The 3,387-nt window shown below is 50.9% G+C and carries 5 protein-coding genes; all 5 read left to right on the top strand.

All coding sequences use genetic code 11. From position 1 onward, the window contains the following. Positions 1–556 precede the first annotated feature (556 nt). Complete coding sequence (locus Q0176_RS06625) at positions 557–1,222, top strand: DUF169 domain-containing protein (RefSeq protein ID WP_299300483.1); 666 nt, start codon at positions 557–559, stop codon at positions 1,220–1,222. Further along, positions 1,189–1,380: a hypothetical protein gene (locus tag Q0176_RS06620; protein ID WP_299300481.1), complete on the top strand. Its 192-nt coding sequence runs from the start codon at positions 1,189–1,191 to the stop codon at positions 1,378–1,380. Before Q0176_RS06625 ends, Q0176_RS06620 begins: the two co-directional genes overlap by 34 nt. Continuing rightward, positions 1,381–2,064: a DUF169 domain-containing protein gene (locus tag Q0176_RS06615; protein WP_299300479.1), complete on the top strand. Its 684-nt coding sequence runs from the start codon at positions 1,381–1,383 to the stop codon at positions 2,062–2,064. A gap of 4 nt (positions 2,065–2,068) precedes the next feature. Next, complete coding sequence (locus Q0176_RS06610) at positions 2,069–2,854, top strand: transporter substrate-binding domain-containing protein (protein ID WP_299300477.1); 786 nt, start codon at positions 2,069–2,071, stop codon at positions 2,852–2,854. 253 nt (positions 2,855–3,107) lie between these two features. Continuing rightward, on the top strand, positions 3,108–3,387 hold a 280-nt coding region (locus Q0176_RS11245), incomplete at its 3' end, for an ABC transporter permease subunit (RefSeq protein WP_366797281.1).

Here is a 3,387-nt window from a genome sequence, read left to right as displayed (position 1 = left end):
CGTCGGCATCGTTGAACGCCGGCGTCACCCGTTAAAGACATCGGCGTTGAGGCCGAAGGAGGCTTTTCGATGCATCGTCCGGCAACGTGATCGAACATCCATAGTGCACGTGCTGCATCGTCGTTCCGTTCGGCCGGACGTCGGGAGGCTCTTTGACGTCGGTGTCCCACCCCCTGTAACTCGGCTCCATCCGGTCCGTTCGGTTCAATCTCGTCTGTTGTCCCCTAGAGGAGGTCGACCGTCATTATGAGCTTCGTCACGCGTCTTGTCCGGGCCACGGCTGCGCTTTTTCCGTACACATTTTCCCCGGTCCGGGCGGCGGAGAACGGCCTGTTCGAGCGCGACGAAAATCCCAACGGAAACACTTTCATCCTCCTCTCATCAGCCGCTTCGTAGAGGCCGAATCCGACGATAAGGGCGGGGCGGTCGTCGTCTTTGGCCGGGTTAAATTTCGAGGCGTTTTTATTGGTTGGGTTTTATTTCTGCCGCTGCATTCCATTTGACAAGACACATACTGTCTTGCGGCTGAACGGATTTGTTAAAAGAGGGTTTGATCTTGGACGTACTGAAGATAGTCAGGGTAAGGAAAGCCCTTGGGTTGAAGAGGGAAATGGTCGGCGTCAGGTTTATGCCGTACCAAAAGGAATATGATTTATCGGAGGCGGAGGAAAGACGACATATCGCATTGTGTGAGGTCGTTTCCGACGCAAGCAGGGGTATTCACGGCAAGACAAGATCCGGCATGTTGAGTTGTAAGGCTGCCGGATACATTATAGGTTTGGAGGAGGCTCCATCCAACATCAGAAGCGGCCTGGAGGACTACCGCAATGAAAAATATGCGAGCTACTCGGTCTCCCATCAGGTTTCAAACAGCAAAGATTACATCGATCACTCGATTTACGGTGTAGAGGCATTTCCTGTAAATCATGATGTAAACGGTGCGGACATCGTTATTTTTATAACGACGGCAAAGAACGTAATGAGGATAATGCAGGGATACGCAAGGTATTACGGCGTTGCCGGGAATTTATTGACCATGGGGGTCCACGGTGTCTGCAGCGACTTGATCTCCAGGTCTTTTGTAAATAACGACATCAACATATCCCTGTTAGTCCCGACTCCAGGGACAGGGGCAACTTCGATGCAAGGGAAATGGGGGTTTCCATTCCGGTCAATATGCTGGAGACGGTGCTGGACGGCATCCTGGAAACGGTCAACCTGACGGAAAACAATGCTCCCAAGCGGGAGATCCTGGCGCGTTTGGAGTATCCGGAGGAGCTCGGTTTCCCCATTCGCATGAACTATGACTACGCTATTCAGGCAGCGGAGTATTCCCGATATTGCGAAGAATGCATGCAGTATGATTCGGAGAACGGCTAGATGTTTGCGGATTACGTAGCTAAAGTCGCTGATTTGTTGGCACTGCAGCGCCGGATAGTTGGGGTAAGGTTTATTCCGTTCGAGTTGGAATATGAAAGGACGGACGCAGCGGAGATCAAGGGCAAAGGCAGATTGTGCGCTTTTGTCAATAAAGCGTGTCATGGGGATAAACTGAAGGTGAGGCGGGAGAATTTCTCCTGTTCCGGCGGGCCTCATCAGTTGGGGCTGAAGCCCGTCCCCGAGTTGGATGGATCCGGAAGGCTGATGAGCAAGTGCGGGCTGTACTCGGACTACAGTATCGGAAGAGAGGTAACAAAAAGCTTCATGAGAATCTCTCAGGAGATTTATGGTCTCGAGATAGGCCCGCTGGCAGAGATGCCGGAGGCAGATGTTGTCGTGATGCTGGGCATGTCGGAGCAGATGATGAAGATTGTAAGGGGCTACTCCTATCATTATGGCCGTCCTCAGAATTTTGTCTCCGTGGGAAATGCCGCGATGTGCAGCGACCTGGTCGCAAAGCCGTTTGTACGGAATGATATCAATGTTTCGCTGATGTGCTGCGGAGCCCGGACCTCTACGGTCAGCGACGAAGGAGAACTGGGTATCGGGATGCCGGTCAATATGTTCGAAGGGGTTTCGGAGGGAATCCTGAAAGTCTTCGGCAACAACAAAATGGAGGTGTAATTTTATGGGAGTCGTTCTCAGGAAGCTGTACGTTTGGGTGGTCATATCGATTGTGTTGATTGCGGGATGCGCCAGGGGGAATGCGGAGCCTGTCGTCCGAGTGGGAACCAATCCCTCCTTCGCTCCGGCCAGCTACAAAAACGATAAAAGAGAGCTGACGGGGTTCGAGCATGATGCTTACGAGGAGATTGGAAAGAGAATGGGCCGGAAGGTCGAATGGGTGGAGATAGGCAGTCTGGACAACCTGTTCGGCAGTTTGGATGCTGGAAAAATAGACACGATTGCATTTCAGATATCCATCAACGAAGCCAGGAAGAAAAATTATATATTCTCCGACGTGTACGGATACAATAAAATTTATCTGATGGTCAGGGAGGACTTCAAGTATGACACTCTGGACGACCTCCAGGGGTACGCGGTTGAGATCGAACCGACTCATTCCTTTTATCCGATACTGATGGAGTACAACAACGCGCTTTCAAAAGACAGGCAGATCAAGGTCATCCCATCGGGAGCCGGCTCCCTGTTCGACGCCATCGAGCAGGGGAAATCCGATGCGGGACCGATAACGGACGTGGCCTTTAAGGCCAGGCTGGAGAAAAAGCCCTACAAGCTGAAGATAGCGGGGCATCCCGTCGTCCTGGAGAAAAACGCATACCCATTTTCCAAAAATGCAGATCCGGAACTGATCCGTGCCGTCAATGACGCTATCGCTTCCATGCTTCGGGATGGAACGCTGAAAAGGATTTCCGAGCAGTACTACAAGGTGGACGTTACCCAGCCCGAATGAAAAGGCTTGCCGTTCAGGGTTTTTGTTGTGAGGATTGAAGCGAGAAAAATTTACCCGTTAAGGCTGTCCGTTTTTTAACGAGCTCTTCCAGAGGGCAAGGAGTGCCGTACCGAGCGACGTCTGCGGTTGTTCCTCGCCCTCCATTTTTGAGGTATCGTTATTTTTCGACAGGTAAGAACGCATGGGCAATTTTTTTGAGAATATGAGTTTTTTTGAGGATATGAGACGGAGCTTCCCGCATTGAGAGACTGGCATGGTCAGGTTTGATTTTAATTTTTTCGTCAACTGCATATTTGAAATCATCTTTAAGGTTCCCTACACGCTTTATCTGGGGTGCGTGTCCTTTGCATTGTCGATTTTCATAGCGATTATGCTGGTTGCCCTGAGAGGATCAAAGATCGCCCCGGTCAGGGGGCTGGCAGGATTGTACATATCGTTTTTCAGGTCGACCCCTTATATCACTCAACTGTTTATATTTTATTACGGATTGCCCCAAATTTTTTTCTCGCTGCGGTCGATATCCGCGGAAACGG

Origin of the sequence: uncultured Fretibacterium sp., from assembly GCF_938040765.1 — a bacterium.
GTDB lineage: Bacteria > Synergistota > Synergistia > Synergistales > Aminobacteriaceae > CAJPSE01.
Note: the sequence above shows the minus strand (reverse complement) of the source record. Positions and strands in the feature narration are given on the sequence as shown.